The sequence below is a fragment of the Frateuria sp. Soil773 genome (assembly GCF_001428405.1).
Lineage (GTDB): Bacteria > Pseudomonadota > Gammaproteobacteria > Xanthomonadales > Rhodanobacteraceae > LMSL01.
The window spans coordinates 103,667-129,134 of the sequence record NZ_LMSL01000018.1; the positions used below are offsets into that span (position 1 = coordinate 103,667).

General features: G+C 63.3%; 18 protein-coding genes and 1 tRNA gene. 14 read left to right on the forward strand and 5 right to left on the reverse strand.

The window, feature by feature from the left end; all coding sequences use genetic code 11:
• Window positions 1-19 precede the first annotated feature (19 nt).
• Window positions 20-1,747, forward strand: coding sequence for a glycosyltransferase family 39 protein (locus ASG87_RS08475; RefSeq protein ID WP_056003725.1), 1,728 nt, complete (start codon window positions 20-22; stop codon window positions 1,745-1,747).
• The gene (locus ASG87_RS08480) at window positions 1,744-2,073 is read left to right on the forward strand and encodes a tetratricopeptide repeat protein (RefSeq protein ID WP_056003728.1); all 330 of its coding nucleotides are present in this window, start codon (window positions 1,744-1,746) and stop codon (window positions 2,071-2,073) included. The genes ASG87_RS08475 and ASG87_RS08480 overlap by 4 nt, the downstream gene beginning before the upstream one ends.
• A 10-nt stretch (window positions 2,074-2,083) precedes the next feature.
• On the opposite strand, the gene ASG87_RS08485 is transcribed toward ASG87_RS08480, so the two are convergent.
• The gene (locus ASG87_RS08485; protein ID WP_056003731.1) at window positions 2,084-2,983 is read right to left on the reverse strand and encodes a lipid A biosynthesis acyltransferase; all 900 of its coding nucleotides are present in this window, start codon (window positions 2,981-2,983) and stop codon (window positions 2,084-2,086) included.
• 152 nt (window positions 2,984-3,135) lie between these two features.
• Between ASG87_RS08485 and dtd the strand changes: the two genes are divergently transcribed.
• The 5 genes from dtd (at window position 3,136) to ASG87_RS08505 (ending at window position 12,646) form a co-directional block, all read left to right on the forward strand.
• Window positions 3,136-3,579, forward strand: a complete 444-nt coding sequence (gene dtd, locus ASG87_RS08490; protein ID WP_056003734.1) for a D-aminoacyl-tRNA deacylase — start codon at window positions 3,136-3,138, stop codon at window positions 3,577-3,579.
• A 152-nt stretch (window positions 3,580-3,731) separates the two neighbouring features.
• Entirely contained in the window at window positions 3,732-5,597 is a 1,866-nt protein-coding gene (rpoD, locus tag ASG87_RS08495) for an RNA polymerase sigma factor RpoD (RefSeq protein WP_056003737.1), read from the forward strand.
• 132 nt (window positions 5,598-5,729) lie between these two features.
• A tRNA-Ile gene (locus ASG87_RS08500) sits at window positions 5,730-5,805 on the forward strand.
• A 178-nt stretch (window positions 5,806-5,983) separates the two neighbouring features.
• The gene (locus tag ASG87_RS19285; RefSeq protein ID WP_082582846.1) at window positions 5,984-7,237 is read left to right on the forward strand and encodes an integrase arm-type DNA-binding domain-containing protein; all 1,254 of its coding nucleotides are present in this window, start codon (window positions 5,984-5,986) and stop codon (window positions 7,235-7,237) included.
• A gap of 234 nt (window positions 7,238-7,471) precedes the next feature.
• Entirely contained in the window at window positions 7,472-12,646 is a 5,175-nt protein-coding gene (locus ASG87_RS08505) for a hypothetical protein (protein WP_056003740.1), read from the forward strand.
• 317 nt (window positions 12,647-12,963) lie between these two features.
• Here the strand turns inward: ASG87_RS08505 and ASG87_RS08510 are convergent, their stop codons facing one another.
• The gene (locus ASG87_RS08510) at window positions 12,964-17,610 is read right to left on the reverse strand and encodes a hypothetical protein (protein WP_056003743.1); all 4,647 of its coding nucleotides are present in this window, start codon (window positions 17,608-17,610) and stop codon (window positions 12,964-12,966) included.
• Between the two features lie 335 nt (window positions 17,611-17,945).
• A complete protein-coding gene (locus ASG87_RS19290) occupies window positions 17,946-18,329 on the reverse strand; it encodes an HU family DNA-binding protein (RefSeq protein ID WP_082582847.1) in 384 nt (127 codons plus the stop codon).
• 253 nt (window positions 18,330-18,582) lie between these two features.
• On the opposite strand from ASG87_RS19290, the gene ASG87_RS19940 reads away from it, so the two are divergent.
• From ASG87_RS19940 to ASG87_RS08530, 4 genes are all read left to right on the forward strand, one after another.
• The gene (locus ASG87_RS19940; protein ID WP_157510969.1) at window positions 18,583-18,732 is read left to right on the forward strand and encodes a hypothetical protein; all 150 of its coding nucleotides are present in this window, start codon (window positions 18,583-18,585) and stop codon (window positions 18,730-18,732) included.
• Window positions 18,725-19,093 carry a hypothetical protein gene (locus tag ASG87_RS08520; RefSeq protein WP_235499597.1) on the forward strand — a complete coding sequence of 123 codons (369 nt, stop codon included), beginning with the start codon at window positions 18,725-18,727 and terminating at the stop codon, window positions 19,091-19,093. Before ASG87_RS19940 ends, ASG87_RS08520 begins: the two co-directional genes overlap by 8 nt.
• Window positions 19,094-19,177: 84 nt before the next feature.
• Window positions 19,178-19,705, forward strand: coding sequence for a DNA repair protein RadC (gene radC / locus ASG87_RS08525; protein ID WP_157510976.1), 528 nt, complete (start codon window positions 19,178-19,180; stop codon window positions 19,703-19,705).
• Window positions 19,706-19,800: 95 nt separating this feature from the next.
• Entirely contained in the window at window positions 19,801-20,757 is a 957-nt protein-coding gene (locus ASG87_RS08530) for a DUF932 domain-containing protein (RefSeq protein WP_056003806.1), read from the forward strand.
• Between the two features lie 63 nt (window positions 20,758-20,820).
• Here the strand turns inward: ASG87_RS08530 and ASG87_RS08535 are convergent, their stop codons facing one another.
• Window positions 20,821-21,153 carry a helix-turn-helix transcriptional regulator gene (locus ASG87_RS08535; protein ID WP_268761804.1) on the reverse strand — a complete coding sequence of 111 codons (333 nt, stop codon included), beginning with the start codon at window positions 21,151-21,153 and terminating at the stop codon, window positions 20,821-20,823.
• Window positions 21,154-21,406: 253 nt separating this feature from the next.
• On the opposite strand from ASG87_RS08535, the gene ASG87_RS08540 reads away from it, so the two are divergent.
• From ASG87_RS08540 to ASG87_RS08550, 3 genes are all read left to right on the forward strand, one after another.
• Window positions 21,407-21,892 (forward strand): hypothetical protein, encoded by a 486-nt coding sequence (locus ASG87_RS08540; RefSeq protein ID WP_157510970.1) that lies wholly within the window; start codon window positions 21,407-21,409, stop codon window positions 21,890-21,892.
• 88 nt (window positions 21,893-21,980) lie between these two features.
• The gene (locus tag ASG87_RS19945) at window positions 21,981-23,123 is read left to right on the forward strand and encodes a hypothetical protein (RefSeq protein ID WP_157510971.1); all 1,143 of its coding nucleotides are present in this window, start codon (window positions 21,981-21,983) and stop codon (window positions 23,121-23,123) included.
• Window positions 23,124-24,034: 911 nt separating this feature from the next.
• Complete coding sequence (locus ASG87_RS08550) at window positions 24,035-25,162, forward strand: inovirus-type Gp2 protein (RefSeq protein WP_157510972.1); 1,128 nt, start codon at window positions 24,035-24,037, stop codon at window positions 25,160-25,162.
• Here the strand turns inward: ASG87_RS08550 and ASG87_RS19950 are convergent.
• Window positions 25,159-25,468, reverse strand: a 310-nt coding sequence (locus tag ASG87_RS19950; RefSeq protein ID WP_235499598.1) for a hypothetical protein, incomplete at its 5' end; no start/stop codon positions are given. The genes ASG87_RS08550 and ASG87_RS19950 overlap by 4 nt on opposite strands.

Here is a 25,468-nt window from a genome sequence, read left to right on the forward strand (position 1 = left end):
TCCCGCCGTGGTAGATCCCGTGCCCGCCAGCGCCTACAGCCGTTCCGAACATTTCCGCGCCCTGTGGCCGTGGCTGCCGCTATGGGCGCTGGCGGCGCTGCTGGCGATCTTCTCGCACGGGCCGATGCCGCTGTATTCCACCCGCACGCTCGCGGTGGCGTGGGAAATGTGGCAGCACGGCCACTGGCTGGTGCCGCACATCAACGGCGAGCCGTACAGCGAGAAGGCGCCGCTGCTGTTCTGGCTGATCCACGCCGGCTGGTTCGCGTTCGGGGTCGGCGACGTCTGGCCGCGCGTGCTTGAGGTGATCTTCGGCGGCACCCAGCTGGTGCTGGTGGCGGAGCTGGCGCGGCGGCTGTTCCCGGACCGGCCCTGGGTCGCCAAGGCCACCCCGTGGATGCTGCTGGCGCTGGGCTACGCGTTCCTGTTCGGCCTGCAGATCATGTACGACGTGCTGCTGGCGGTATGGACGCTGGCCGCGCTGCTGTGCCTGACCCCGCGCCATGACCGCGCCGAGCCGCGCTGGCTGCTGTTCGGGGTATGCGTCGGCCTGGGCCTGCTAACCAAGGGGCCGGTGCTGCTGCTGCACGTGGTGTTTCCTTGGCTGCTCGGTCCGCTGTGGAACGACTGGGCACGGCAACACCGCGCGCGCTGGTACAGTCGCGGCCTGCCGGCCTTGCTGCTGGGCGCCGCGATGCTGCTGGCATGGGCGCTGCCGGCCGGCTTCAGCGGCGGCGACGCCTATCGCCACCGCCTGTTCTTCACCCAGACCGCCGGCCGCGTGGTCGACGGGCTGCAACACGCCGAGCCGCTGCAGAACCACGCCCAGCCGTTCTGGTGGTACGTGCTGTGGCTGCCGGCGCTGCTGTTCCCGTTCAGCGGCTGGCCGCGCGCCTGGGTGGCGCTGGCGGCCCTGCGCCGCCCGCTCGAGCCGGGCCTGCGCTTCGCGCTGTGCTGGCTGCTGCCGGTGTTCGTCACGTTCTCGCTGATCAGCGGCAAGCAGGCGTACTACCCGCTGCCGGAATTCGCCGGCGCGATGCTGCTACTGGCCGGCGCGATCGCGGTCCTGCGCGAACGGCGGCCGGCCCTGGCCTACAACGGCTGGCTGGGCACCTGGCCGCTGGCCGTGGGCGGCATCGTGTTCGCGGTGTTCCTGTTCGTGCTGCCCAACCTGGTGGCGAGCCACCGGCTGAACGGCGAATGGTTCGACGACGCCACCGCCTACAGCCGCTTCTTCAGCGTGGTGTTCCTGCTGCTGGGCTGCCTGCTGCTGCTGCGCGGTCGCGGCGAGATGCGCCGGCTGGCGGTGGCCGGCCTGGTCGGCGTGCTCGCGCTCAACAGCCTGTTCACCCTCACCCTGTGGCACAAGTACGACCTGGCGCCGGCCTCGCAGCTGCTCGGCGCGGCCGACGCGCAGGGCCGCGCGATCGGCTTCCTGGGCAACTACGAAGGCCAGTTCCACTTCGCCGGCCGGATCGCCCACCCCATCGCCGAACTGCGCGAAGCCGGCGCGCTGCAGGACTTCGCCCGCAGCCACCCCGACGGGCTGGTCGTCGTGCATACGTCGAAACTCACCCCGGACGACCTGCGCTATCCGCTGCTGGTGCAGCCATTCCGCTCGTCGTGGGTGGTGGTGTGGCCGGCCGCCGCGCTGGCCGACCTGCGCGCCGGCCATACCCCCGCCGAGCCGACCCAGCCGACGCGGATCTACCCGGACGACGACTGGCGCTACCGCCGCCAGCCATGAACGCGGCGCTGATCGCCAACCTGCGCGCGCAGTGCGGCGGCCCGCGCGACGGGGCGCTGCTGCGCTTCTCGCTCGGCCAGGCCCTGCTGGGCGACGGCGAGCCGGCAGCCGCCATCGAGGCGTTCCGCCAGGCCGTGACCTTCGATCCGCACTACTCGGCAGCCTGGAAGCTGCTCGGCAAGGCCTGCCAGGCCGCGGGCGACGCCGCCGGCGCGGCCGATGCCTGGACCCGCGGCATAGCCGCCGCGCAGGTCCGCGGCGACAAGCAGGCGGAGAAGGAGATGCAGGTGTTCCTGCGCCGGCTGGACCGCCCTCCGCCGGCGTGAGCGATGCCCGTCAGCCCTGGCCTGGCTGGCGCCGGTAGGGGCTTTCGCGGTCGTCCGCGGAGTACCGCTTGTAGTGCCACTGGTACTGCGCGAAGGCCTGCTCCACGCAGGCCTCCACGCCACGGTTGAGCGCCGCGCAGGCCGCCGGGAGATCGCCGTCGTCCAGCCCGGCCGGCGCCGGCAACAGGTGGATGCGGTAGCCCGCACCGCGCGGCAGCCGCTCGGCGAAGGCAAACAGCACGGTGGCGCCGGTGCGCGCGGCAAGGCGCGGCAGCAGCACCATGGTCAGCGCCTCGCGCCCGAAGAACGGCGCGAACTCGCCCTCGCCGGCGCGCGGCTTCTGGTCCGGCAGGATGCCCACCGTGCCGCCCGCGGCGAGGCGCTTGAACAGCGTGCGCACGCCGGCGCCCTCGGCACGCACCTGTTCCGGCGCCAGCGCGCCGCGCACCTTGCGCAGCAGCGCCTCGACCGCGGCGATGCGCGGCGGCCGGTACAGGATCGCCATCGGCATGCGCCGGCACAGCCAGTAGTTGAGCAGCTCCCAGCAGCCCAGGTGCGGCGCAGCGATGATCACGCCCTTGCCGGCCGCCCGCGCGGCGTCCAGCAGTTCCTCGCCGCGCACCTCGCGCACCAGGCCCAGCGCCCGTTCGGCGCCGCCGCCCCAGATCCTGACGATCTCGGTCACCGACTTGCCGCCCTCGACCATCGCCTCGCGCAGCAGCGCCTCGAGCGCGGCCGGCTCGAGCCCGGGACGGGCGATCCGCAGGTTCACCCGCGTGTTGTGCGCGCTGCGCCCGTTGCGCCACAGCAGCAGCCGGCCCAGCCCGGCGCCCAGGCCGTGCAGGACGCGCAGCGGCAGCAGGCCGAACAAACGCAGCAGGAGATAGACCAGGTAGATGTCGGGACGCATCCGCGCAGTTTACGGGACCGTGCGCCCCCGCTCGCGCCCGGCGCATGCGGACGCCCCGGCCCAATCCCGGCCGTCGGCAGGCGTTTCCGGGCGAAGCGGCCACGCCGGGGCCGCCACCGGTTAAGCTTCCAGCCTTTCGCCGCCGAGCTCCCATGATCGCCCTGATCCAGCGTGTCAGCGCCGCCCAAGTCGTCGTCGGGGACGAAACCATCGGAGCCATCGGCCCCGGCCTGCTGGCCCTGGTCGCGGTGCAGCCGAACGACGGCGAGGCGCAGGCCAAGCGCATGCTGGAGCGCCTGCTCGGCTACCGGGTGTTCTCCGACGCGGCGGGCCGAATGAACCGCTCGCTCGCCGATACCGGCGGCGGGCTGCTGCTGGTCAGCCAGTTCACCCTCGCCGCCGACACCCGTTCCGGCATGCGGCCGAGCTTCACCACGGCCGCGCCGCCCGAGCACGGGCGCCGCTGGTTCGAGCGGCTGGTGGAACTGGCGCGCGCCGCGCACGCCCCCGGGGTGGAAACCGGCCGGTTCGGCGCCCATATGCAGGTGCAACTGGTCAACGACGGGCCGGTCACCTTCTGGCTGGAAGTGCCCTGAGCCCGTTGCACGCGCAGACCCATCGCGATCCGGCAAACGCCTATTTTGGCGCGATTTTTGCGTGTGCCCCACGGCATTCCCTTCACTTGAAAACTGGTCAAAAAAGCAGCACATCGCTATACTGATCGGTTCCTGCATCCGCGGCGGTAGGTATGAACAACAAAGCTCCCGAGCAACAGTCCGAAATCAAGGCGCTCATCTCCAAAGGCTTGGAGCAGGGCTACCTGACCTACGCCGAAATCAACGACCACCTGCCCGACGACATCGTCGATCCGGAGCAGATCGAAGACATCATGGCGGTGCTCAAGGGCGTCGGCATCGAAGTGCACGATGCCGCCCCGGACAACGACACCATCGCCGACGGCGCGGCGCCCGGCACCACCGGCGACGACGAGGCCGCCGCCGAGGAAGCCGTCGCCCTGCTGTCCGCCGTCGACGCCGAGGTCGGCCGCACCACCGACCCGGTGCGCATGTACATGCGCGAGATGGGCACGGTGGAGCTGCTCACCCGCGAGGGCGAGATCGCCATCGCCAAGCGCATCGAGGAAGGCCTCGGCCAGGTGCAGACCGCGCTGGCCAGCTTCCCGCTGACCATCCAGTTGCTGCTGGAGGAATACGACCAGCACCTGGACGGCAAGCGCCGCCTCAGCGAGATCCTGGCCGGCTTCGCCGACCTGGAGCAGGCCGCCGACGCCGCCCTGGCCGAAGCCGAGGAAGCCGCCGCCAACGCGCCCGAATCCGAGGAAGAGGACGAGGAAGAGGACGACGACGCCACCGACGAGGAAGAGGCCGGCCCGAGCGGCCCCGACCCGGAGGAGGTCAAGCGCCGCATGGAGCTGCTGCGCGACTACTACGCCAAGTTCCAGAAGGCCGCGCCCAAGGCCGCCAGCATCGACGACAAGAAGATCGTCAAGCTGCGCGACCAGATGGCCGAGGAATTCCTCAAGCTCAAGCTGCCGTCCGCGCTGATCGACGGCTTCGTGCGCAAGCTGCGCGAGGTGGTGGGCGACATCCGCCATCACGAGCGCGTGCTGATGGACATCTTCGTCAAGCAGGTGAAGATGCCCAAGGCCGAGTTCATCAAGACCTTCCCCAGCAACGAGGGCAACCTCGAGTGGGCCGCCGAGCTGGGCCGCAAGCGCCAGAAATGGTCGCCCAACGTCAAGAACCACCGCGAGGCGATCGACGCCGAGCAGGAGAAGCTCGCCGCGATCGAGCGCCAGCTGTTCCTGCCGCTGACCGACATCAAGGACATCAACCGCGCCATGTCGGTGGGCGAGGCCAAGGCCCGCCGCGCCAAGAAGGAAATGGTCGAGGCCAACCTGCGCCTGGTGATCTCGATCGCCAAGAAGTACACCAACCGCGGCCTGCAGTTCCTCGACCTGATCCAGGAAGGCAACATCGGCCTGATGAAGGCGGTGGACAAGTTCGAATACCGCCGCGGCTACAAGTTCTCGACCTACGCCACCTGGTGGATCCGCCAGGCGATCACCCGCTCGATCGCCGACCAGGCGCGCACCATCCGCATCCCGGTGCACATGATCGAGACGATCAACAAGCTCAACCGCATTTCCCGCCAGATGCTGCAGCAGTTCGGCCGCGAGCCGACGCCGGAGGAGCTGGCCAAGGAAATGGAGATGCCCGAGGACAAGATCCGCAAGGTGCTGAAGATCGCGAAGGAACCGATCTCGATGGAAACCCCGATCGGCGACGACGAGGATTCCCACCTGGGCGACTTCATCGAGGACACCAACGCCAGCTCGCCGATCGAGTCGGCGACCGAGACGGGCCTGATGGAAACCGTGCGCGACGTCCTCGCCGGCCTCACCCCGCGGGAAGCCAAGGTGCTGCGCATGCGCTTCGGCATCGACATGAACACCGACCACACCCTCGAGGAAGTCGGCAAGCAGTTCGACGTCACCCGCGAGCGCATCCGCCAGATCGAGGCCAAGGCCCTGCGCAAGCTGCGCCACCCAAGCCGCTCGGAACAGCTTCGCTCGTTCCTCGATCTCGAGTAAGGCAGGCAGCGAAAGCCGCAAGCAAGAAGCCCCGCCACCGCGCGGGGCTTCTTTTTTGCCCCGCCCTCGACGCCCCCGGAACACGCCGCTACCATGGCGCTCCCCGCGCCAGCTTCCCCGCCGGCCACGTACGGGCCTATAGCTCAACGGTTAGAGCAGGGGACTCATAATCCCTTGGTTCCAGGTTCGAATCCTGGTGGGCCCACCATATTACTGTTCGATGATGTTCGAACCAGTTCGGAGGACACGCGACAACCCGCATAGATGCTGAGTTTTCGCCCCCAAGCAGTTCGATTGAGTTCGATCTCATCCGGCCAACAAGTGAGTCAGGATGTGAGTCACATGCCTGCTAATATAGCTCGTGACTCACACAGGCATGACTCACAATGCTCACCGACGCCAAATTACGCTCACTGAAACCCCGCACGAATGCCTACCGCCTAGCCGACAGAAACGGGCTGTGCATCGAGATCAGGCCCACTGGCGCCAAGTTCTGGCGATACCGTTTCCGCCATATCGGCAAGGCAAGCATCATCACTCTGGGCGAATATCCCAGCATGTCGCTCGCCGAGGCCCGGGGCGAGCGCGACAAGGCACGGACCTTGGTGAGGAACGGGAACAATCCTGCTCACACCGCCAAAGCAGAGAGAGCTGCCAGAATTGAGCGGGCGGGCAATACGTTCGCTTCAATCGGCAAGGAATTCCTTGCCAAACGGGAGAGGGAAGGTATGGGTGCGGCCAGCGTGAAACGCGGCCGCCGCCTGATCGAAAAAGATCTCGCCGGCATCGCCGATATGCCGGTGACTGACATATCGGCTCCCGTGCTACTTGCAGCACTTCGGAAGATGGAGCACCGAGGCATCGTGGAATCAGCCCACCGTGCCCGAGGCCTTGCCGGCCAGATATTCCGCTATGCGATCGCCACGGGGCGCGCTGAGCGCAATCCGGCCTCCGACCTCATAGGAGCGCTGGAGCGTCCGCAAACAAAGCACTTCGCTAGCATCATCCTTCCAGCAAAGATCGGGCAGCTACTCCGCGCCATAGACAACTACCAAGGCTCCCCAGCCGTCATCGCCGCACTCAAGCTTGCGCCCTTGGTATTCGTGCGTCCGGGAGAACTGCGGCATGCAGAGTGGGCCGAGATCGATCTGACCAAGTCAATATGGGACATCCCGGCAGAGAAAATGAAGATGAAGCAGCCGCACATGGTGCCGCTGTCCAAGCAGACAGTAGAAATCCTAAGCGATCTCTATCTGCTAACGGGCCGAGGAAAATACGTCTTCCCAAGTATGCGTAGCCCTCGCCGCCCAATGAGCGAAAATACCATTAATGCAGCACTGCGCTACATGGGGTTCGATGGAGATACGATGACCGGCCATGGCTTCCGAGCAATGGCGCGAACTGTGCTGGATGAAGAACTTGGGTTCCCTGTGGATCACATCGAGCACCAACTGGCCCACGCTGTCAAAGATGCTAATGGGCGAGCTTACAATCGCACCACACATCTGCCGGCACGCCGCAAAATGATGCAAGCATGGGCAGACTATCTGGATGCATTGCGGGTGGGTTGCACAGACAGTTCGGCTAGCTCGACACCTGGCGTAGGTCACTTTGGCTCAGGACAGCCCGCTGGAGAATGACTACAAACGGCCAGAAGCGATCCTTCTCGGCCTACCTGCTCGGGGATTCAGCTCCGCATTTGGCTCGCCGGACAGCACCTTGGTTTAGATCTTTGTGCCCAAACCGTTTCTGCGTCGCTGGCAGATACCGCCGGCGAATCTCGTCGCCTTTCATGAGACCGATCCACTGCAAGGGGTGCCGGTCCATCCTGACGACCTGCGATGAATGCCATGGCAGGCCTAGAATGAGCGCTTATGTCCAGCGAGCCTGATACCGACCGGTCCCCTGCTCCGCTCCGCGTCACGAGCGGAGCGGGATTCGACTTCGAAGATCGCGTCAACGCGTGGCTGCTCATGAAGATGCTGGTGGGCGAGCCCGTCACCGCCATCGGCGGTCGTGGCACCCGGGTCCAGGCGCAGGTCGCCACACTGGGTTGGATCATCGACGATCTGTTGGTCACCAGCCGGCAACACGACGGGTCCGTTCGGAAGCTGGCCATCTCCTGCAAGGGCAATGTCCAAGTGTCCGGGGCCGCCTTGCCCGCCAGCTTTGTGTCGGCTGCCTGGGCGCAGTGGCTCCACCCCGACAATCCGCTCTCCGCGTCCAAGGATGATCTGGCCCTGATCACGGCGGCTAGGCATGCCGAGTTCGATGCCACCTGGCGCGAGATCAAGCATGCCTGCGACGACGCGGATTCGGCCTTGGGTCTGTCGCGAATTCGCGCCAACGCAAAGCAATCGCGGTTATTCGATAGCGTGCGTACCAAGGCGTCCGGCGAGCAAGCCTCAGAGGCCGAAACGCGCGAGCTGATCCAGCGTTTGCACGTGCTTCCCATTGAACTGCATGCCGCCGATGCCTTGCGCGAGAACGAAGCCATTGCGCAGTGCCGTCGGCTGTTGGTGAGCGTTGATCTGGCCGAGGCCGAGGCGTTATGGGAGCAACTGCTTGCCATGGCCAAGAAGGCCCGTCTCGAGCGAGGCACCATCGAGCTGCTCGACGCGTGGGCGCAACTGCGTGTTCGCTTCGCGCTGCGCGATCACCCCGATTACCAATCGGATTGGACGATCCTGGCGGGATACTCCACCGACCAGCGCTCGCGCATTGAGGTCGAGCTGCCAAATGGTCACAGCCTGGCACGCACGGAAGTCTCAACGAAGCTACTCGAGACTGTTCGAGCAGAGGTTGTGTCCGTCGTCGTAGGCGAGTCGGGCAGCGGCAAATCGGCCTTGGTCAAACGCGTGCTCGATGCCCATTTGCCCACGGCCGCGCAGCTGTGGCTCGGACCCGAGGAGACGGCCATTATGTTGTCAGCTGCCCGGCGCGGCACGGCAGGACTACGCCACGACCTGTCTGAGCTCATGCGCGGCACGCGCGCACGTCAAAGCGTGCTGGTGCTGGACTCGATTGAGCGCTTGGATCCCGCACTCCTCGCCGTGTTGAGGGCGTTGCTGTCGGGAATGTCATCGCAGTCCGCCGACGATATTGTCCCTTGGCGCCTCGTGGTGACCACGCAACATCAGGGGCTGGCGCTAGCGAGTGCTATCTCGACCCAAGGCCATGGCGTAGTCGAGGTCGGCCCGCTATCGGCTTCGGAGGTCAAGGAGGCCGTCGCGGCTTCGCCGGCGTTGAAGTGGCTGACCAGCCACGATTCCACCATTGAGGCGCTAACCAGCTTGAAGGCGTTGGCTTGGGTCTTGGGCGCCGGCCTGACCGCCCCCGCGACAACCCTGGCATCTCACCTCGACGTCGTCGATGCGCTTTGGAAGTTCTGGACGCAAGGCAACCTCGCTGCCCACGCACTGCTCACGCAGTTGGGCGAGCGCGATGCCGGCCCGAACCGCAGTGTCCCGATCTCGACCCTCGACGCCGGTCAGCTACAGGCGTTCCAGGCAAGCCGCACGACCCTACCTTTGCGGGTTGATGCGAACACCAACCACCTGCGTTTTGAACACGACCTGGCAGCCGATTGGGCTCGATTCCAGCATCTGAAAGAGCTGTCGAACGACCCTCAAACGTGGGCGGCGCTCGCGTCGAACCCGTGGTGGACCAACGCGCTGTGCTTGTTGGGGCAGCAGCTGTTGCGACGCCCTCCCGGGGAAGGCGATGCGTGGCTGGAAGCCTTCGACGTCGACTCCCCGCAGGCGGGGCTGGTGCAAGGCATCCTGTTCGATGCGATTTGCCAGGACCCGCAAGCACTGATTTTCCTGACGCTGCGAGTGAACTGGTTGCTGGATAACCGCGGCCGTCGCCTGAATCAGCTGCTCAACCGCTTCCTGCACCTTGCCACCGTGCCGACGCAGCCTATCCAGGCCACGGGCGGCGTGCTTGAGCTGTACGCTGAAGCACACCGGCGCACCATCGTGATCGGTCGGTGGGTGCCCATGCTGCAGTTTGTCTTGGCACAGAAAGAAAGGCTCGCCGATCTGCTTTCGTCCCCGCTCGCGCGGCTCACACACAGCTGGCTGATGCAGACACCTCTCACGATCGGGGAGAGTCAGCCCACGCCCTTCCGACGCGAACTGGCTGAACTCGCGTTGGCCGTCGTGCGGACAATTCAGGTCCACAAGGGCGTGGGCGACATGCTGATCGACCTGGAACCTGATTTTTTCGCCGCGGCGCTCGCAGGCGCGCCCGATTGTCCAACCGCCGTGACGGAGTTGGCATTGGAGTTATGTGGGCGACAGTCACGCAATGCCACGACGGCGACCCGAATCCAACAACTCCGATCGGAGAGGCAGGCGCAACACGAGCGACGGCTGGCAGCCGACCCCGCGCTGCGCGCACGTCAGGACGCCGCGCGCCAAATGGGAAAGGTGATCGGCCTCGATCGCGAGAAGCTACCGCCCTGGCCAATCGGCGCCAAGCATCCGGTCGATCGGGATTTTCGAAAGGCCTGTTTCAAGAACGGCATCCTTGAGCCGTTGATGCGCGCCGACCCCGCCACGGCGGCGGAGGTGTTGCTGGCATTGATAGTCGACGACACGCCGGAGCGCGACTTCGATGCACGCCGTCGCCCCCATCGAGAACGCCTGGGTCTGGCCTACCCGGAGGATCCGTTTCCGTCGATCTTCTGGAAAAGTCCCTTCTGGCCCTTTCTTCAGATTGCGCCGGACTACGCCATCCCGGCGCTGCTGCAATTGGTCGCGTTCTGCACTGCTCGGTGGGCCGAAGGTGAGCACGGATCGAAAAAGCCCGGCTTGGACATTTGCGTGTCTGGAGCCACGCGTCGGTTCGAGGGCGGTCCGGATGTCTTGGCGTGGTCGCAGAATGTGGATTCGCAAACGGCCAATCTCCATAGTGCTCTCGATAGCCTCGAGCGATGGATGGTGATGCGGGTCGATGCGGGCTTGGATGTCGCGCCCATGGCGTCGCAACTGCTAGCGGCATCCCATTCCATGGCAATCATCGGAGTGCTTCTCAACGTCGGCAAGCACACGCCGGCTTTGTTCAATGGTCCCCTTTCGTCACTGTTGTCGAAGGCCCAGCTCTACGCCTGGGACAGTTTTCGCGTGGAGCACGTCGACCAGAACTTCACCATCAATCTTGCGTCCTCTGGCGAACAGTTGTTCGAGCTGGCGAAACAGTGGGTATTGGCCCCGCATCGGCGGATTGGGCTGCTTGAAGTTGCCATCGAGCTCATCGCTTCCACGCCCGCCTTGGCGGACGACGTTCGCACATGGACGGCGATGTGGTCGACGCCGGATGACACCAAGGCCGCCTTGGAGCGACGGATTCTCATCGCCCAGCTCGATTCCGCAAATTATCGGCGTGGGCACCAAGACCAGCTCCAGTTTGTGGCGCCCAGCGAGTTGGTGAACGAGGTGCAGGCGTGGGAAGAAACACATGCACCATCGCGCAGGCAGCTCACCGCGCCGTATCAATGCCAGCAGTTGCTCGACGCGGGCCAGCCGATCAGCTTCGTACAGGCGGCCGCCCTCTACGAGGCCCTGGAAATTGCGGCGAACGACGAAGCGTGGGTGAAACAGCGCTGCGAACGCGCCGTTGCGGCCACTCTCACGATGCTGGCGCCCGACTGGTTGACAGAAAACGCGTCGGCGCAAGAGAGGATCTCGAAAACTTTCGATGTCGCGCTCGCGTCGCTTCCTAGCACGGCGGAGGGACTGCGCGAGGCGCGATTCCCGACCACGCACACCGGGATGGATTTCGTCGCAATGGCGCTGACCCGGAAGTGGGTTCAAGCACCGGACCGCGAGGCAGAGTTGCGCGTAGTGCGCTTGCTCACCAGCGGCGATCGCCTGGCAGCCCAGAGCGTGGTGGCGGAGGCGTATCGCAACCACCAGGTACTGGGTGAGCGCTGGTGGCGCTTGCTGCATGTCGGGTTGCTTTGGTCGGGCCTGAACATGTTGGGTCCCCGCTATGGGGATGAAGATTTCGTCGGATGCGTGTGGACGACATGGTGGCGGCGACTGCGCAAGTTCTCCTTGAGCGTCACCTGTACGCCCGATCGCCTCGACGTGGTTCGCATGGATGCCGGGTGCGCCCGAATAATGTATCGGCGCCAGCTGCGGGTCCACCAGGCCGACTCCTCGCGACGGCATCCTGACTTCTTGGCGGGAGCGTGCTTGGACACGCAATTGCTGGACGACCTGTTCGCGTGGCTGCTGCGCGGCGTGGGAACGGAAGACGCGGACATCGACCGTGCGCTGCTCTTGCGTTTCTGGCAGCTGGAAATCGCGCACGCGCGCGAGCGTGGACGCGACAAGGATGGCGAGCTGCACCTATCCGGGCAGTTCGCCTATCACGTATTGGAAAGGTTGGCGGCCTTAGCGATCAGCGAGCCGCAGGATCTCGCCCAGCGTGTCTGGAAGCGGGTGTTGGAACTGGGTCCGGCGGGGCATATTGCCATTCGCCATTTCGTGCGAACGCTGTTCGTGGCGCTGTCCAAAGGAGCGGACCCGCAGCGATTCGAAGCACTTTGGCATGCACTGGGCAACTACGCCTTGGCCGCCAATTGGAACCTACCCGGGTTGTGGTTTCACGGCGAGGAAATGCGGCGGTTGATCTTGGGCTTCGGCAGTGAATGGGCCTTGGACAACTTGCCTGCCGGTGCCGCATTGCGGATGAAAACCACTTTGGAGTCATGGGCCAAGACTCACCTTCAGCGCGAAGACAATCTCGCCGCGCTATGCGTTTTTCTCGCGTCGCCGTTCGGGTCCCCGCTACGCCTGGATGGCCTGCTGTGGATCCAGGCAACGCTCAAAACGACCGAGGCCGCTTTCGGGTTCCATCGTGATAGCAGCGGCGACGCGCTGATTCAGCTCATCGTTACAGTGCTTCAACACGACGTGGCCGCAGTGCGCAAACAACCGGACGTGCGCAAGGCATTGATAGAGATCGCTGCTGCGCTGGCTTCCACCGGACGCCAAGATGCTCTCGCCATCCAGGATCGGCTACGCGCCCTGGACTAGTGCTCTCGACACGGTCGCGAAGCCGGAGACTACCGTGACACGTACTGCGGTGAGTGGCTTGAGAAAACGGAGTGCCGAGAGATCGATACTCGTGCCTGTGACCACTCGAGGTCGGTTCGTAGTGAATCGGTAAGCCTCGGCGTCTAACAACAGATTGCTCGAAGCGACGCCTCGCAGCCTGCCGGTGGACATCTCGCCGGGCGTGGTCGGGCCCCAGCACAGAATCGCCCGCGCAGACGCCGATGCAGGCATCAGCGTCCTACCCTGCCCACACATCGCCTGCGCAAAGCAGGATTCCCGACCAATCCGCCGGGGGGCTACTCGCGCCACGGCCACACCATGTCTTCGGTGCTTCGACGCAAGAAGCTTCGCTGCAAGGACAAGCTCGATTTGTCGGCGCCGTGCTTCCAGCGCAGCCGGTTCGCGCGCCAATGCCGGTACTTCGCCGTCCGCAGATCCTCCCTGATCCCGACCGACTCCGCCTCGCGACGCATCCATGTTAGGGCCCGCCGATCGGCACACTGTTCGAACAAGACCCACGCGGCAAAGGCGTCCTCCAAGTTCTCCAACCGCCAGTACTCGCGCCACCAATGGTGGGCGCATGCCTCCAGATACCGCAATCGCGCCGCTCTCCACCGCACCTCCTGGGCCCAGGAGCGCGATTGGCCCTCAGTCCACGCGTCTGCCACAGGCAGCACGTTGTCCGCGACGAAACCATGCAGAATCTGCGCCCGCTGCTGTCGCCAAGGCACATCCGAGGCCAGGTCACGTGCGATCACCGACTCCAGCCACGCGTTGCCGCCGTTGAGTTGCGCTGCCAATGCCACGTCGTACAGCTGTGCATCCGTGTTGGTACGCTCCAGGTCGAGCAAGGCATCGCGCGCCGCGAGCACATCGGTCGAGGCTGGCGCCCGGAACAGGATGTGCCACAGTTCCAGCAGCTTTCCCTCGCCGGTCACGCGCGTGCGCATGGCCGCACTCAATGCACGCCACAGGCTGACACCCCGTGCCGGCTGGTCGCTGAGCAACGCTTCGACGATCGCCAGGAACAGGCCTTCGGCCAGCTGGACGCGCCGCACGAATTCGGTGCTCAAGCTCTCATGTCCCTCGATCCAGCGGGCTAAGGTTTCCGGCCCGTGCTGCAAGATGGCTTGGCCGTCCTCGCGCGTGACGACTTCCAGGTACAGGCTGGCGCCTTCCTTGCGTGCCTTGGCGATGCGCGTACGTGCTGTCTCGCTCGCACGTTTTTGCGCCTCCATCTGTGCCTTTTCATCAAAGGCATGCTTCATCGCCTCGACCGAGTCGGGGTCCTCTGGCGGCAAGGGGCGCGTCGAGTACCACGGCGGCCGGTTTGACGCGTCTGTGCGCTCGATGGACAACTGGGCACCGGGGTCGGGTGCCTCGCGCGGACCGCCGGTGAGAATCGCATCAAGCCGCTCCAAGGCGACGCGGGCTTCGGTGGCATCGTTGCCGCGCATCCGCACAGCCTCGAGCAGGCGCCACGGCGCCAGGCGTCCGGCGACTTGCTCGAACGGTTGCCCGCGGGTGGCCTCCATCAACGCCCCGGAGGCGGCGTGCGCCGCCAAGGTATCGGCGTCCAGTGAGAAACTCCAGCCGATCCGGTCCAGATGCAGGCCCAGTCGGCGCGGGTCGGCCGCCGCAAGCGCCATGAACGCCAGGCGCACATCGATCTCGTCCGGGGAGCTCGCTTTCTCCAGCAACCAGTTCCATGCAGTATCGCTCAGCGTCGGTGGCTGGGTGATGAGTAGGACCAACACGTTCTGCTGCTGCTTGGGCGACCCGAACCGGAATTGTTCGATTAGCTGGTCGACCTGGGCGCTGTTCATCGGCAGCAGGTCATCGGTGATGGTCGTCGGTATCCCCAACAAGTCGGCGTCCACGACCAGCTGGGCCTGGGCCAGGGCGTCGAGTGGCGCCAGTTCGGTCATTAGCAGCTGCGTCGCCACATGGGACTCGTCGCCCTCTCGGGCATCGCGACCGGCCGTTCGTAACGTGCGCGCCGCGGCCACTTGCTCGGGACCATGCAACAGCAGCGCATCGGTTTGGTGCCAAGCGCGCGCGGCGCGGGCTCCCATCGTTGTTGGCGCCGCAGAGGCGAGCTTTCGGTGCAGTTCTGCGAGCAGGTGCGGCGCACAGCGCGCCAACACCGCCTGCAGTTCGTCGAAGGTGTGGTCTTCGCGCGTCGCGTAGCGTCCAGCGCGCATCTTGTCCACCGGGAAATCGCGAAACGCGTCGGCGACCTCTAGACAAAAAGCATCCGGTGGCACGAACGTTGGGTCGAACCACACGTCTTCGCACCGGTGCAGGCGCACGTGCAGCGGCAGCATCTCATCGAGCAACACCGCCGGCACGTGCCGGCGCTCCAGGCGGAAGAACAAGCTGCGTCCCGGATCCGGCAGGTAGTGCTCCTCGTAGATGAAGGAGCGACCCATCGTGACGTCGAGCGCGGCCGCGGCCTCGTTATCAGCTTGCCGCCCCGACACGTACAGCAACAGTTCGGCCGCGCGCCGCGCCAGCTGTGGGTGCACCCCCGCTTCGGGGGTTCGACGGGCCATCTCCTCCGCCGCGGCGCGCACGCTAGCCGCCACATCATCGGGGTCGACCGGATTGAGCAGGTAGACCCAACGCAGTTGATCCCAGGCTTTATGGATCGAGCCGACCGCCGCACCGATCGCGGCCAGGCGCAGCGCAGGCACCGTCTCGACCAGCGGGTAGCGCTCGAGTAGTGCCGGGAGATGGTCCGTCCACTGCCCTTCGTCCCGGTCGACCAGCACCACCTGCTCACCCAACAACGTACGCGTGCCGGATTCATCGACACCCAAGCGCTCGATCCATCGCTTGCGCCGATGGGCCTCGGCGTCAGGTTCGGCTTTGGCGCGCATCTCCACGTCACGCGAGATGCGGCGCAGCCATTCCTCGGCGCGAAAGAAGATGCGCGAGCGCACCAACGTGTTCGTGCGATCGATACCGCGCAACGCCTCCACTGCCGTATGTCGACTGGCGGCATGGGTGTAGCGGTGCGACAGCTCGATCGCATCCAGCAAGGCGTCGGGCATTTCCGCCGCCAAGGCCTGCACCTCCGCCTGGTGGTTGTCGGCAAAATTCTGGGTTTGCAACCACGCCGCCGTGAGCACGCCCAGCAGCGGCCGGGGCGGCCCGGACTCCAGCGCGATCGACACGGCCGCGCGCAGGATTTCCGGGCGCTGATCCATGCCACTGATGGGATCGAGCCACTGCTCGAGTGCGGACTCGAGTGCCTCCCGAGTGGCGTTCGGCTCGGCGGACAGCAGGTGTACCGCGGTGGCACCCAGTGCGTGGTTCACCAGCGAAGGGGTCAATTCCAACGTGCCGTCGGCCAGCCGCGTGAAGAAAGTCGAATCGGCCAGCTCGCTCAGGCGTTGGTAATTTTCCGCCGGCGCGCTGTCCAGGCGCCCGGTCGCGTCGCTGAGCGCCTTGAGTGAATAGGAGCGAATACCCTCTTGGATGCCGGCGGCGGCAGCGCGCAGCCATTCGGCCCATTCGGGCGCCGAGAAGGCCTTGTTCGCCGAGGCACTGGCGGTGTCGCGCCCGTACTCCCACAGCAGGCGATGCAAGGTTACGGCGCCCGCGTCAACGAGACGCTCCCGGAAGCGGATCACTAGGTCGAACAATCGGGGGATTCGCGCCGTGGTGATCAGGTCCGGGGGCAGGGCCGTCCGATCCAACCCGTTCAGCGCCAACATCTGGTCGAATTCGCCGCTAGGCTTGAGGTCGTAGCCATCAACCTCGATGAGCACCGCGCGATCGACCAGCGACGCCAGGCACCGCAGTTTTATCTCGAAATGAAGGCTGCGCGTGGTCGTGATGACGCGTACGCGTCCGACGAACTCCGTGCCCTGCAGCACCTTCAAGAGGCCATCCCAGTGAGCCTGCGGCTGCTGGCTCATGCCGTCGAGCACCACCAACAGGACGGGACCCTCACCCGCCGGGCGCAGCAGCATGCGATCTAGGCGAGACCGCCAGTGCGCGGCATCGCGCACCTGCATTACCTCGTGCAGGCGTTCGGCGAGGAACGATTTCACCTCATGCACCGATCCCAGGTCCCGCCCGCCCACTGCCGAGGCAGGCACGAGCAAGGTGGTTGGCAACTGGTCCGCGCGTTCGATCAACCAATCGGTCACCGCCCAGGTCTTGCCCACGCCGAACAGGCCAGTGACGCACGCCGGCGAGGCGGTCGCGGCATGGGCGCGCCACCACTCGTCCAGCTGGCGCAGCACCTGGGCGCGGTGGATATGTCGCTTGGCGCCTCCAGAGACGACTTGGCCGAAGTGCGCCTGGGATTGCCGCGGGTCGCCCCAGATCGAGCGCAGTCGCGCGAGCGATTTCTGGCGCACGATCGTCGCGCCGATGTGCCAGGCGGCCAGGTCGCGACGCAGACGATCGATACCTGTTCCCAAGTGCGGCTGCAGGCGCGCCGCCAAGTCGCCAGCGTGAGCGTCCAGCAATTTACCGACCAGTGCCGGATTGGAGGCTAGCAATGCCGCCAAGGCCGGTTCGCCCTCGTGGGATTTCCAGTCGACGATGAGCACCGCGATACCATGCGCGTTGCCGTGCTTGTGCAGTTGGCGCTCGAGCTGCTCGTCGGCCTCTCGGGTGGCGGCCAGTATCCACGCTTCCAGCGCTGGATCGGCGTCGAACGCCTGATCCATCGAACCCAGCAACATGCGGTCGTTGAGCGTGGAATCGTCGCGGTAGCGCTTGCACTCAATGCGCAAGAAGCGTCCCTGGCGCCCCACGGTGCCGGCGTCAGCGCCGTGCTGGAACCCCGACTTGGCCACGGCAACCGATACACCGATCAATTCGCCAATCAGCGCGGCGGTCAAGTTTTCCAAGCGGGTCGGCGGGTCAATTGCCTGCACCAGCGCCTTGAGCTGATCGAGGTCTACGGTATGCCCTGCTGCCATTGCCTTTCCTTCAACAAGCGCGCGCTTCTCCGAACAGTACCGTGCCACTGAATGAAGTAGCACGGCCCAGGCCTCGAGGGTGGCACACCAGTTGTCTTACCCAACGAAAGCCCGTCCCAGTTCAGCCGCGAATACAGCCGCCACGTCGGGCACCGCCCATGCGCGACACCAAGAATCTGAGCGAGATACCGGTCAGCTTGCGTGCCTGCTGGTCGCAAGCGGTGATTGGACTGGTGTCTCGACTGACCGCTCTGGGTCGATTGCTGCCATTGGCACACTTGCTCACACTCGAGGTTGAGGTGTCTGCCAACGTTGGTTGGCAGACACACTCTGCTTCAGAGAGCTGCGTCTTTCAGTTTCTTCAACGGGCGCACCTTCACCTTGACGGTGGCAGGCTTGGCTGCAAATACCTGTTCTTCTCCGGTGAACGGATTCTTGCCTTTGCGCTTCGGCTTGGCTGGCACCTTCACCGCATTGATCTTGAACAGGCCTGGCAAGGTGAAGTTGCCAGCGCCCTTCTTATGTACGGCACCGAGTACCGTGTGCTCAAGCGCAGCGAGTACGGCCTTGACATGCTTCGCTTCGACGCTGGCCTGATCGGCTAGATGTGCAATCAGGGCGGACTTGCTGAGAGCATCCTTGATTGGCTTGATTGCGGGGGCTGCCTTCGGCGCAGCTTTCGTTTTCGTGGTTTTCTTGGCAGTGGACTTGGTAGCCATGTTTCTACGGGTCTCTTGAATGCACCGTTCCCTATGGAGCGATGGCCGCTTGGCCTGTCAATTCTAGCCCCGTAGCCACTTTCATTGATCCTGGGCGGACGTGGTTGTGAGGCTGCCCTTCCTTGGCGCAACAGTCGGCATGGCAGAGTCTCAATCCAACCTTTTTTAAATCCACATCACCACGCTGAGCCACCATACCGGTAGCTCCATCCGTACGCCCAGTAACGGATGTCACTTTCAAGGAGCCTCGGTGATGTTCGATAGATCGTGGGTCGCTTACCCCTGTCCCTCGCTGCTCGAATGCCTGGTCGTGTTCGTCCTCATCTTCCTCGCGGGTAGCTTGTGGAGTTGCTTCCTTCGTTGGTACGTCGAGTACCTCATGGAGGAGGATTCCCGTGCGTGATCTGGCCATGGAGCAGGCATGGGAAGGCGATGTCATGGATATGACACTGCGTTGTCCCAAGTGTGGATCAACGCATGTCGAGACGCGTGACCGAGCCCGTCGGTTCGGTGGAGCTCTCGGTGCCATTGCCGGCACCACCAGTGGCGTGGTGCTGGCGGTATCTGGGGCCGAGATCGGTCTCTTGGCCGGCCCGGTCGGTGCCTTGCTGGGCGCGGCGGCTGGTGTGGTGATCGAAGGCATTGTCGGCGGCGCGGCGGGATGCGCGGCCGGGGCCCGGTTGGGCACCGCCATCGATCGGAACATCCTGCACAACTACCGTTGCGATAGCTGCGGCCACGCCTATGGCGGCAAGTCTACGTAAGGTCGCCCACCGTTCCATCCATCTTCGCTTTCACTCTCAAGCACATTCGCCTGGAGCCCGGCCTTGGCCGGGCTCCAGGCGTATATGCCCCTGAAAAAGGAGTTCGTCATGTCACCCGCGTCATCCACCCCCAAGTCTTCCACCGATGTTTCCAGCTCGTCTTTGGAACAGACAATCATGGCAGCTGCCGAAGACATCCTGCGGGAAAAACTCGAGCGGAAAGGCCGCATCAGTTGCCCGACCGATGCGGCTGACTTCCTGCGCATGCGTCTGGGAACCCTGCCAAACGAGGAGTTTCACGTCCTGTGGCTGGATACCCGGCACCGTATCCTCGACTACCAGCGGCTCTTCGTCGGCACCATCGATGGCGCCAGCATCTATCCACGGGAAGTGGTGCGGGCGGCACTGGGTGTTAACGCCAGCGCCGCGATCTTTGCCCACAACCATCCGAGTGGCGAGGCCGAGCCCAGTGCAGCAGACCGGGCCATCACCCGGGAGCTTCGCGAGGCCTTGCAACTGGTTGGCGTGCGGGTGCTCGATCACCTCATCATTGGTGCCGAGTGCGTCAGCATGGCCAATCGAGGGCTCATGCAACGCAAGGTCTCCAGGTAAATCCTCCCCTCCCTTCGTTTTCACCCACCCACGCCACGCACAGGGCCCGGCAGAAGCCGGGCCCTGTGCGTTTGCGCTCACTCAAGGAGTTCATCATGCATCTCGTCCAATCGATGGCCTACGTCGGGGACACCCCGTGGCACGGCTTGGGCTGCCGTCTTCAGCCCCACCAATCCCTCGATGTCTGGAAGCGACAAGCCGGCATGGACTGGCAGATCGAGGAGTCCGATGTCCGTTTCATCGCCGGCACCCGCCATGCCGGCGCCATCCATGCCTTCCCGGAGCAGAAGGTGCTGTATCGGTCGGACACCAGGGCACCATTGGCGGTGGTAAGTCAGCGGTTCCAGGTGGTCCAGCCCGGGGAGATCCTGGAGTTCTACCGCGATCTCACCGAGATGGGCGGGTTCCAACTGGAAACCGCCGGCGTCCTGCGTGAAGGGCGCAAATTCTGGGCGCTGGCCCGCACCGGCCAGAGCGTCACGCTGAAAGGCCGGGACACGGTGGACGGCTATCTGTTGCTGGCTACGGCTTGCGACGGCACCTTGGCCACCACAGCCCAGTTCACCAGCGTTCGTGTGGTCTGCAACAACACCCTGGCCATCGCCCTGGGAGATCGCTGCAACGCTATCAAGGTGCCGCACCGCAGCCGGTTCGATTCGGCGGCGGTGAAGCGCCAGCTCGGCATCACTGTGGCGCCCTGGGGAGGCTTCGTGACCCGGATGAAAGCGCTGGCGGAGTGCCCGGTCGATCCGGACTCGGTCGAAGGCCTGTTGCGTCGTGTCCTGACTTACCCGTCACGGGAGAACAAGGCGACCGTGGTCAACGAACAGGCCGTCGCCAGCATTCGTGCCCTGTACGAGGGTGGAGGCCGGGGATCATCGTTGGCGTCTACCCGTGGTACGGCATGGGGACTGCTGAACAGTGTCACCGAGTACGTCGACCACCACCGTCGGGCACGCAGTGACGACCATCGTCGGGATGCGGCTTGGTTCGGTCAGGGCGCCCAGATCAAGCAGCGGGCATGGGACGAGGTGGCGCAGCTGGTTGACTGAATGGAGCGAGCCATGGGGCCGAAGGGACACGGATGTCCCTTCGTGCCGCAAGTGGGATTGCGCTTATTTTTTTGTCTTCCCGCCAGCCATTTGCTGTGCCAGTCCAAGCAGCTTGGACCGTTCGCTGTCCGAGAGCTTGTCGAACACGAGCAACAGTTCGGCCTGGTCGTCGTCGGTAGCGAACAAATAGGCCAAAGGAACACCCAGCGCCTTTGCCAAGGCGGCCGCCGTGTCCATGTCGGCACGGTTCACCTGTTGTTCGTAGCGGTTGACCCGCACGCTTCCGCTGGCTTTGTCACCGGACACGAGGCCTCCCAGTGCACGCTGCGACAAGCCCCGCATGGTGCGGGCGTCCTTCAGGCGCTTGGCAAAGATGACGGTGACGGACAAGGGCAAGCGAAGGCATCGGTGGCTGAACCACCGACAGCATTGCCTATATACGTCATGCGCAATAGTCTATACCGCAACGGTATATAGAAGCACGCAGTGCCCGTTCCTTGTCGGAGCGGGAATCGGCCACAGGGGGCCGTCGAATGTCCGATGTGAAACCGTGCATCTCCTCATACGTGAGCCACGTTCCAGGCCCCTGATGCCCTCGCACCGTGACGCGTCCGTTCTCCATCCACAACACAAATAAGGATCTCATGGCATGAAAGCACTGAACCATCCCTTTGGACTTTCCTCTTCCCAGAAATGGCGTACTGCTGGGTATGGCGCAGCCATCGCCGTTGCCTTCTCTCTACTGGCGATATTGCTAAGCAACACGGATATCGACATCGACGTTCTGGGTGTCGTCTTCCTGATCACGTTTGGCCTCGTGACCGGCATCAGTCTGCGCTTCGGCACGAAATGGGGATGGATGTACTACGCCGAAAAGTACCAACCCGGCGCGCGCTATGCCTTCACCAAAAGTCTGAAGCTAGGTGTGCTCTGGCGCGTCCTTGCGGTCTGGTTTGCCGGACGCGTCGTGTCGGTAATCCTACTGAACCAAGCGGACAGCGATGTAAGCATGGGTTTGCTAGTGCTCGTCAGCATCGCACTGGTAGTCGCGGCTGCCATATACGTGGGCCTTCGCTTCGGCTGGCAGGCGGCGGATAAGGCCTTGTCCGGCGCTCCGATCGTTGTTACTCCCTGAAAGATCCGTTGCCAATCACTACGTCAAACCCCACGGAGCGTGCACTTCACGGTGTGCGCTTCTTGCATTCAACGAGGAGTAAAACACCATGAAGAGGTTCACGCAGAGTCAACTTGCCGGGGCAGCGGTTGTTGTCATGATGACCCTTGCAGGTTGCAGCAAGCCGATTCTGGACTGGCGTAATGCAGAGGTGACCGATGGATTAATCTACTCCCCCAGCGCCAATGAACCGTTCACAGGGGTGGTTACCCATGTCCCAGATGACTTCCTTTTCAATAATGCCCCGGGCTACAACCAGTTCATGCAAGAGGCCGGCGGTAACCGCTATGCCGTTGCGCGCTTCATGCAAGCGCTGATGGGCAGCGATTCACCGAGCCTTTATTGCCGCATCAATGTGCACAAGGGTTTTGTCGACGGGGACGCAACCTGCGATGTACCGCGTACAGAGACCACGGTGATCGAGGCTCAGTTCGACGGCGGCCGGCTTTCCGGAAAGTTCGTCTACTACAACCCGGACAAGCCTGATCAGAAGCTCATCATGGGACGTTTCGACCAGGGGCAGCCCGATGGTACGCAGAAGATATACAGCGCCTCCACCGGCAAGCTAGTCAAGAAACTCGGCTGGTCTGATGGTGCGTACGATGGTGACTATGCCAGCTACAACGAAACGAACGGCAAGGTAGTTATCGAAGGGGCGTTCGCTGGCGGCAAGCGCACAGGCCGATGGAAGCAATACACGGCGGATGGCGAGCACCTGACTGCGAAGCTTGGCTACAGCAAGGGATTCTACGATGGCGTAGCCGAGAGCTTTGATCCGGGCACTGGAAAACGCATGGTCCTCGTCGACAAGTGGGTCAATGGGAAGATCGACGGGGAAAGGAAGACTTGGGACAAGAACGGCATTTTACTTACGGATGAGGTCTACGTCGATGGCAAACTGGTGAACAGCAAGGACGTTAGTACGGAGCCAGCTAATCAGATCGCCAAAGCCCTTACCGGGCCAATATCTCCTTCCACATCAGAACTGGCTAGGACAGCAGCACCCTCCACCGGTACTCCGGCTTCATCTGTTCCCCCTGTTTCCTTGGATGGATGTGTGCAGGGTTGGACGAAGGCTCATCACGAAGAAGCTGCCAAGGTTGGCGTCGATGACACCATCAGCATAGATCAGATCAAAGAATGGGAAGATTGGTGCAAAGCAGGCAAACAAGCACCTGCCGAAGGGAGCTGAGATTCCATGCCTACGCGGCTGGTGGACTGCACCGCCAGCCGCGCAAGCTCAAGTTTCCGCCTCAACATATCACGCACCACCACTGCATCGGTGCCACCAGTTGCCAGCGCGATACCCCTGCCCAAAAACAGTGTGGTTGCGGGAAACGGAACCAACAAGTACGAACACCGGAACCAACTTTTTTCCTGATTAGCCCTCTCGCTCAGCCCTGAAACCGCCGTCAGCCAGGCCCGGATGGGGGTGCCGGCTTTCTTTCGCCGCATCAGCGGTGCCGTTCGGCAGACGGGCGGCAACCCGCCGCCCGCCATGGCTGCCGCCCGAATGTGGCTGAGGGTTGGGGCTAATCAGGACTTTTTTTACAACAGCCGGCGGGAGGAACCCCCGCCAACGAGCCTGCGAGAGACTTCACCTACCGAAGGCAATATGAGGTTCCATCAACATGACCAATCGCCCTCAGAATCAGGGCATTCAACCACTTCGACTCCAAGAGGTCGCCGCGCGACTTCGCATCAGCAATACGACCCTGCATGAGCTATGGAAAGAAAATTCCCGGTACAGGAATCCGGGTATGCCGAAAAAGTTCTACATCGGCCATACACCGTATGTACTCGAGTCTGAGCTTGATGCGTTCATCCTTGCGAACTTGAAGAACTCGCAGCCAGTCGACTGACCGAAGCGGGCATTAACTTTCGCTCATTTCACCGCCCGCGATATCCCGAAAAATCGAATCCCATGTCCTCGATGTTCCGCATCCAGAGGCAAGGCGACTTCACGCCTAAATTGGGACTCTACGTTGTTAGCTCTTACTGGTTGTTAATCAGCCTTGTTTCTTCTTCTTTGTTCGGCGCCTTGACCAACCCACAGCAGAAGGCCCTCCAGATCGCCTTCTGCCTTTTTCAAAGGATCACTAAGTGAAAGGTAAAAATAAGATTGCCAGTCAATGGCAGAGCAGCACCATCCTCCAGGAAAATGGCATGGGATGTGCCACCGAAGAAATGGATTGCACGACTAGTGTGCGCCAAATCGACGATTTCATGATCATGCTCATTCACCACAATAGCGACCTTGTCGAAAAAGCTTTGAACAATCGACTTATGGCGCTGCCTAACAGCAAGTCCCTGTATTCCACATTCATGACCTGCTTGCGCACGGACCTCGCATTCGTGAGGAAGGTCTTTCCCCAGCATCGCTTCAGCCCCTACTACGAACTGTACGAGCAGCGCATGGGGGACCGCCTCAAGATTTTGGCGCTGATCCACGATGCCGATGCGGATGGCCTGAACAAGGTAGTTGCGACTCTTCGCCGAGCTGCTCGTGCAGATGCTTTTCGCAAGCAGATTGACAAGCACGAGCGTGCTGCACGCAAAAACGGAAACAGCGTCCGGCGCTATATCCGGGCACTCTTTGATCGTTACTCCCGCTTGCGCGTCATCCGTCTAGATCTGACCTACCAACGCAAGTACGTGGAAACAGCCTATCGACTGCTCAAGGAAGACAGTGCTCCACCCGACCCTGTTACTGCCACCGAAGTCGCTCAACACCGGGATGCCTTTCTGGAGCATATCCGCAAGTCATACCCGTCGTTGGTGGGGTACATCTGGAAGATCGAACATGGCGTATACAAGTCTTTCCACATGCACTGGATCATCTTCTTGAATGGCCACGAAGTCATGCAAGACCGGACTATCGCGCAGGCCATGGGAAATCATTGGGCGACCCACATCACCAACGAGCGAGGAAGCTATTGGAACGTGAACGCCCAGAAGGGCAACTACGAGCGCTTAGGGATGCTGGGCATCGGGGAAGTCAACTGGGACGATGAAGACAAACGCCGCGCTCTTGAACGCGTCGCCCTCTACCTTGCCAAGGTGGACTACTTCATCCGCCTGAAAGCACCGTCTCTGGGTCGCATTTTTGGAAAAGGTGTCGCACCGAAGTACGGCCACTCGCGGCTCGGCCGACCACGTAGTCGCAGCGTGAGCGAACACCATACAAGGAGATCCAACCACCGCGACGTGGCCACATCGGAACAGAGCTAGGCGGATACCTCGGAAACCCTCCGCTTACCGTTCTTCCGTGCCGTTTTCCAAGCTTCTTTCAACATCAAAAAGGCGGCACGGAAGTCAGGTTTGCCCCCTTTATCTGTTCGCGTCCACCGGGTCAGCGTCGTACTGAGATCGCTGCGCTTATTCTCACCGAGGCCCTCATTGGCCTTGATCACGGAGACGTCTTTGGCGATGAAGGGAATGATGCCCTTAGTCGTCAAAGATGCTCCTTGATGTGCACGCGTAGCCTTCCCCTCACGCGACGTCATTTGAAAGGAGAACATCTGGCAGTCTTGGCTG

Excerpts from the sequence above, each read along its gene's own strand:
- ASG87_RS08540 (WP_157510970.1), top strand. The coding sequence starts at position 21,407 with ATGAAAGCACTGAACCATCCCTTTGGACTTTCCTCTTCCCAGAAATGG.
- ASG87_RS19290 (WP_082582847.1), bottom strand. The coding sequence starts at position 18,329 with ATGGCTACCAAGTCCACTGCCAAGAAAACCACGAAAACGAAAGCTGCG.
- ASG87_RS08505 (WP_056003740.1), top strand. The coding sequence starts at position 7,472 with ATGTCCAGCGAGCCTGATACCGACCGGTCCCCTGCTCCGCTCCGCGTC.
- radC (WP_157510976.1), top strand. The coding sequence starts at position 19,178 with ATGCCCCTGAAAAAGGAGTTCGTCATGTCACCCGCGTCATCCACCCCC.
- ASG87_RS08510 (WP_056003743.1), bottom strand. The coding sequence starts at position 17,610 with ATGGCAGCAGGGCATACCGTAGACCTCGATCAGCTCAAGGCGCTGGTG.
- dtd (WP_056003734.1), top strand. The coding sequence starts at position 3,136 with ATGATCGCCCTGATCCAGCGTGTCAGCGCCGCCCAAGTCGTCGTCGGG.
- ASG87_RS08485 (WP_056003731.1), bottom strand. The coding sequence starts at position 2,983 with ATGCGTCCCGACATCTACCTGGTCTATCTCCTGCTGCGTTTGTTCGGC.
- ASG87_RS19940 (WP_157510969.1), top strand. The coding sequence starts at position 18,583 with ATGTTCGATAGATCGTGGGTCGCTTACCCCTGTCCCTCGCTGCTCGAA.
- ASG87_RS08530 (WP_056003806.1), top strand. The coding sequence starts at position 19,801 with ATGCATCTCGTCCAATCGATGGCCTACGTCGGGGACACCCCGTGGCAC.
- ASG87_RS19285 (WP_082582846.1), top strand. The coding sequence starts at position 5,984 with ATGCTCACCGACGCCAAATTACGCTCACTGAAACCCCGCACGAATGCC.
- ASG87_RS19945 (WP_157510971.1), top strand. The coding sequence starts at position 21,981 with ATGAAGAGGTTCACGCAGAGTCAACTTGCCGGGGCAGCGGTTGTTGTC.
- rpoD (WP_056003737.1), top strand. The coding sequence starts at position 3,732 with ATGAACAACAAAGCTCCCGAGCAACAGTCCGAAATCAAGGCGCTCATC.
- ASG87_RS08480 (WP_056003728.1), top strand. The coding sequence starts at position 1,744 with ATGAACGCGGCGCTGATCGCCAACCTGCGCGCGCAGTGCGGCGGCCCG.